6 protein-coding genes are annotated in these 5,225 nt (G+C 60.4%); 2 read left to right on the plus strand and 4 right to left on the minus strand.

Annotated elements, in window-relative coordinates; genetic code table 11:
• The 4 genes from JJ869_RS21845 to JJ869_RS21860 form a co-directional block, all read right to left on the minus strand.
• The coding region (locus JJ869_RS21845; RefSeq protein WP_292270742.1) for an ATP-binding protein at positions 1 to 754 on the minus strand (754 nt) is incomplete at its 3' end.
• Complete coding sequence (locus JJ869_RS21850) at positions 751 to 1,704, minus strand: twin-arginine translocase subunit TatC (RefSeq protein ID WP_292270745.1); 954 nt, start codon at positions 1,702 to 1,704, stop codon at positions 751 to 753. The genes JJ869_RS21845 and JJ869_RS21850, both read right to left, overlap by 4 nt.
• 1 nt (position 1,705) lies before the next feature.
• Entirely contained in the window at positions 1,706 to 2,158 is a 453-nt protein-coding gene (gene tatB / locus JJ869_RS21855) for a Sec-independent protein translocase protein TatB (protein ID WP_292270748.1), read from the minus strand.
• A gap of 5 nt (positions 2,159 to 2,163) precedes the next feature.
• Positions 2,164 to 2,388 carry a twin-arginine translocase TatA/TatE family subunit gene (locus JJ869_RS21860; protein WP_292270752.1) on the minus strand — a complete coding sequence of 75 codons (225 nt, stop codon included), beginning with the start codon at positions 2,386 to 2,388 and terminating at the stop codon, positions 2,164 to 2,166.
• 174 nt (positions 2,389 to 2,562) lie between these two features.
• Here JJ869_RS21860 and JJ869_RS21865 point away from each other — a divergent pair, with 174 nt between their 5' ends.
• Positions 2,563 to 3,228 carry a YafY family protein gene (locus tag JJ869_RS21865; protein ID WP_292270754.1) on the plus strand — a complete coding sequence of 222 codons (666 nt, stop codon included), beginning with the start codon at positions 2,563 to 2,565 and terminating at the stop codon, positions 3,226 to 3,228.
• A 56-nt stretch (positions 3,229 to 3,284) separates the two neighbouring features.
• Positions 3,285 to 5,225, plus strand: a 1,941-nt coding sequence (locus tag JJ869_RS21870) for a reductive dehalogenase domain-containing protein (RefSeq protein ID WP_292270756.1), incomplete at its 3' end; no start/stop codon positions are given.

Raw genomic sequence — 5,225 nt, forward strand, 5'->3', positions numbered from 1 at the left:
GCCACTCGATGGCTTCAGCCCGCAACGTCGCGTCATCGATCTCGACCCCATTGGCGTCGCAATAGCCCCGGATCATGGCAAGGTAGTCGTCCTGATTGCACGGGTGGAACCCAAGCCACAACCCAAAGCGGTCCGACAAGGACACCTTCTCCTCGACCGCCTCGGACGGATTGATTGCGGAAGACCGTTCATTCTCGATCATGTCGCGCGGCATCAGATGACGTCGGTTCGACGTGGCATAGAACACCACATTGTCCGGACGCCCTTCGACGCCACCATCCAGCACCGCTTTCAGCGACTTGTAGTGCTGGTCGTCATGGCTAAAGCTCAGATCGTCGCAGAACAGCAGAAAGCGGTGATCCGCGACCCTGAGCAGGTTCAAGAGCCGCGCCACGCTGGGCAAGTCCTCGCGCTGCAACTCAACCAGCTTCACCGGCAAACCTTCGTCCAGCACCGCCGCGTGAATGGCTTTCACAAGGCTCGACTTCCCCATCCCCCGCGCACCCCAAAGCAGCGCATTGTTTGCAGGCAGACCGCGCGCAAACTGCCGGGTGTTGGCCAGCAACGTATCGCGGCTGCGATCGACACCCACCAAAAGCTCCACCGGAACGCGGCTGACCTTGGGCACGTGTTGCAGGTGGTCGGGGTCCACATGCCAGACAAAGGCATCCGCAGCGTCATAATCCGGGGCCGGCTGCGGCGCGGGGGCAAGACGCTCCAGCGCGGCGGCGATCCGCTCCATTGGGTCGGTCACTTCTTCGCGTCCTCGTCGAATTCGCGCATCAGCGGGTCGTCATCCATGCCCTCAGCGGGATCATCCTCGAACCAGAGCCCCTGTGCCCGCAGTTCCTTTTCGCGCTTCTTCTCAACGCGGCGGACCAAAATGATCGACACCTCATAAAGTCCGTAAACGACGGTAAACAGGATCAGCTGTGTCACAACATCAGGCGGGGTTACCAACGCGGCCAGCACCAGAATACCGACCATCGCGTATTTGCGCACGGCAGCCAGACCATCGGCCGACACAAGACCCGCCTTGCCCATCAGCGTCAGCAACACCGGCAACTGAAAACACAGTCCGAATGCCATGATGAACACCAGGGATGTCTGAAGGCTTTCGTTCACTTTCCCGAAAAAGGTGATCTTCAGACCTTCATTGGTTGCAGGCACCACGGCCGTCGGGTCCACATCTACGGACTCGGACAAGAGGTTGGCGAACAGCGATGGCGCGTCGGTAAAGCCAAGGAAAAAGGCCATCGCCAGCGGTGTCACGACGAAATGGGCAAAAGCGGCGCCCAGCATGAACATCACGGGCGAAGCGATGATGAACGGCAGGAAGGCCGATTTCTCGGACTTGTACAGCCCCGGCGCAACGAAGCGCCACATCTGGTGCGCGATCACCGGGAAAGCCAGCGCAAAGCCGAACACCATGCCGATGCGGAAAAGCACAAACAGGTATTCCTGCGGGCTTGTGTATTGCAGCGTCGGGGCTGGATCCCCAAGCGCGCGGAGCGTGTCTTCGATCGGCACGAGCAGGAAGCGCAGCACATGTTCAGCCAGAAAATCGCCCTGAATCGGGATGAAAAGAACACAGATCCCGACAAACAGGGCCAGCACTGACCGGATCAACCGGGTGCGCAGTTCCGCCAAGTGTTCGATCAGCGGTGCGCTGCTGTCCTCGATGTCATCGTCGCGGGCACTCATCTCATGCGTCCTTTTCCGGCGCAGCGTCGGCTTTCAATGCCGCTTCCATTTCTTCGGCCTTTTTCAGCGCCTCTTCCGCCTCGCGTTTCTTGCGATCGGCAGCGGCACGTGCAGCGCTGGCTTCGATCTTTTTCTTGGCGGCCTCGCGTTCCGCAGACAGTTTCCCGGTGTTGCTGGCGGGATCGACATTGGTCATCGACTTTGCCGCATCCTTGACGCCGTCCATCGCGCTGCCCAGCGGATTGGTGGCCGATTTGAACGTCTTTTGCACATCGCGCACACCGGATTCGTCGGCCGCGTCGTTCATCGCGCGGCTGAACTCGCGCGCCATCCCACGGGCCTTGCCCATGAAATTGCCCACCTTCCGGAAGAGCACCGGCAAATCCTTGGGGCCGACAACGATCAACGCCACCACCCCGATCACCAAAAGCTCGGCAAAGCCAAGATCGAACATAATCGTTAGACCTTGTCCTTGTCTTGCTCACCTTCGGGCGTCACGTTCTTGGCGCTTTCGGCTTTCTGCTCTTCAAGCTCCTGCTTGCCCTCGTCTACGCCTTTCTTGAAGGCGGTGATGCCTTTGCCGACTTCGCCCATCAGCGACGAAATCTTGCCACGGCCGAACAGCACCAGCACCACAACGGCGATGAGCAAAAGGCCCGGCAGACCGATATTTCCGATACCCATGAAGTCTCTCCTTACCGGCAGGCAGATGCCTGCGTTGCATTCCATTCCCGTTATGTAATGGCTCGCGCCGCCCTGCGAAAGGACGAAAACACGCCATTTCGGGGTGTTTTTGTCAAGAGCTTGTCAGTTGACAGGTTTTTGTCAGTATTCATGCACCGCAGCACGGAGAATCACATGAAACGCAGCGACCGGCTTTATGCCTTGATGCAACGACTCAAAGACGGTCGCCTGCACACAGCCGAGGCGATGGCACAGGATCTGGGTGTGTCGGTGCGCACGATTTACCGTGACATGGACACACTTGCCGCGTCCGGAGTGCCGGTCGAGGGCGCGCGCGGATCAGGCTACACCGCGCAGGCAATGATCACCCTGCCCCCGCTCAACCTTACCCAGACCGAACTTGAGGCGCTGCATATCGGATTGGCAGCCGTGGGCTCTGCCGATAGCGAAGACCTCGCGACGGCAGCGCAAGCGCTTGCCGACAAGATCGACGCGGTGCTGCCCGAGGACGTAGGCACCCCAGGTGGGAAATTCGGCTTTGCCACCTATCCCTTTGCCGAGGCAGCGCAGGGCTTTCGCCACATGCCCGCCTTCCGCAAGGCGATCCGCTCCCGTCAGAAGCTGCGATTGCGGCTCGAGAACGACGATCAGTTCCACACCGTGCGCCCGTTGCATCTGGACTACTGGGGTCGCATCTGGACCTGCGTCGTCTGGGATGAAACGGAGGCAGGGTTTGCCACCTTTCGCATGGACCGGGTGACCGACCTGACCCCATTGCCGGGGTTGTTCGTCGATGAGGCGGGCAAAACGCTCAAGGATTTTCATGCCTTGCAGTCTTGAGCGCAGAATGCTGCACTCTCCAAGGACGCGGAACACCGCGCCGACGGGAGGTCATCATGGGTTTGCGCTTCTTTTCCGATAAAAATCGGCCAGTGCATCTTGGACCGTTTCCGCTGGAACGCGCCGCGAGCGGCCCTATGCCAGACTTGGCGGCAATCCCGCCACACCCCGGCCTCAGCTTCCACCGCCCCGAGGACCCCGCCTCCATCGTCAACGCGATGGGCGAGTATCAGGCGATGATGGACGCGATCCGCGATGGGTTCGTGAACAAAGCAAAATCCGTTATACCAAACGACACAAGAGAACGCGCCAACCATCTGAAAGCGTTTGGGTATTTTTCTGACGCCACAATGGTTGGGATCGGGCCGCTTCTGCCCGCAGCAATGCTGTCCAATCCCCGCCTGAACCCGGATATCGAACGGTTGGCCAACGATCTGAGGACCAAACAGACCAAGACGCTGGCCTCGGGCATCGACATGATCATGGCCGACCTGAAGGAGTCGATGGAAGCCCCGCCCAGCACCATCGAAGGCCACCACACAGCACTGGTGTTCCTCTACGAAATCCCCCGAGACCCAAAGCAGGGCGAAACGGGGACGGAGTGGATCAACAACGCCCAAGACCACCGCGCCTGCCTGCGCGCGACCGAGACCGCGGTGGTGATCGCCAATTACATCCGCCTGTTGGGTTGGGACGCCAAGGCGCATACCGCCTCAAGTACCGATGTGGACCTCAACATATGTACCGTTGCCGCCGGATTGGCCGCGCCAACGAACGGGCGCTTGGAAAACCCATGGCTTGGCCCTCGCTTCGGCGTCGCGGTGGTCACAACCACGCTGGAGCTTGCACATGACGCGCCGCTCGCCATCGAGCAACCAACATCCCTGACCCAAGGGCTGGCGTGGAAGCTGGGCACCACGTCGGCGCGGTCAGGTCTGAACACCAATCCGTTCGACAGCCGTCGCTATGTTGATGGCCCGCACCCGTTCGAGACCCTGAAGCGGGTCGACACGCCCACCACCTATATCGACGAACCCAATGTGCCTCGCGTTCCCAAGCGGACCGACATGTTCGCCCGTGCGCAGTTCGGCGACATGGGCAAGAAACTTCAAGACGGTGCCAAGGGCGGCTACTACGCCCGCAAAGCCGCGCCGTCATCGGCTCAACGGCGAATGCTGGGTGCTTTCGTCTTGCTGCAAGACGGGCCACCGGCCACCGAAAAGGTCACACCAGACCCCAAGCGTCATGCCGAGGCAATCAAGGCCACGGGATATTGGCTGGGCGTCGATGCGCTTGGCATAAGTCGTTGTCCGGACTGGACATGGTATAGCCACGACGCGCGTGGGGAGCCAATCGAGCCGCCCCATGATCAGGCGATCAGCATCATAATCGACCAGGGCTACGAGACCATGGACGGTGCATCCGGCGACGACTGGATCAGCGTGGCCCAATCCATGCGCGCATACCTTCGGTTCTCGCTATTGGGCGGAGTTTTGGCCAAGCAAATCCGCAATCTTGGGTATTCCGCCAAGGCGCATACCGTGCTTGATGGCGAAGTGCTGCAACCGCCGCTTCTGCTGCTCTCCGGTCTCGGCGAGGTCAGCCGTATTGGTGAGGTGATCCTCAACCCGTTCCTTGGCCCCCGGCTGAAATCCGGGGTTGTGACCACCGACATGCCGCTGGCGCATGACAAGCCCATCGACTTCGGCCTGCAAACTTTCTGCGAAAGTTGCAACAAATGCGCCCGCGAATGCCCATCCGGCGCAATCACCGCCGGGCCCAAGCTCATGTTCAACGGCCACGAGATTTGGAAATCCGACAGCCAGAAATGCGCCACCTACCGCATCACCACCGACGGCGGTGCGATGTGCGGACGCTGCATGAAGACCTGCCCATGGAACCTCGAAGGCTTGTTCGCTGAAAAGCCGTTCCGCTGGGCGGCGATGAATGTGCCCAAAGCAGCACCCTTGCTCGCCAAGCTGGACGATGCCGCAGGA

Origin of the sequence: Marivita sp. (genome assembly GCF_017643905.1) — a bacterium.
Classification (GTDB): Bacteria; Pseudomonadota; Alphaproteobacteria; order Rhodobacterales; family Rhodobacteraceae; genus Marivita.

What these genes read in the sequence shown, in the direction of transcription:
- JJ869_RS21850 (WP_292270745.1), bottom strand. Translation starts at nt 1,704, where the DNA reads ATGAGTGCCCGCGACGATGACATCGAGGACAGCAGCGCACCGCTGATC.
- tatB (WP_292270748.1), bottom strand. Translation starts at nt 2,158, where the DNA reads ATGTTCGATCTTGGCTTTGCCGAGCTTTTGGTGATCGGGGTGGTGGCG.
- JJ869_RS21860 (WP_292270752.1), bottom strand. Translation starts at nt 2,388, where the DNA reads ATGGGTATCGGAAATATCGGTCTGCCGGGCCTTTTGCTCATCGCCGTT.
- JJ869_RS21865 (WP_292270754.1), top strand. Translation starts at nt 2,563, where the DNA reads ATGAAACGCAGCGACCGGCTTTATGCCTTGATGCAACGACTCAAAGAC.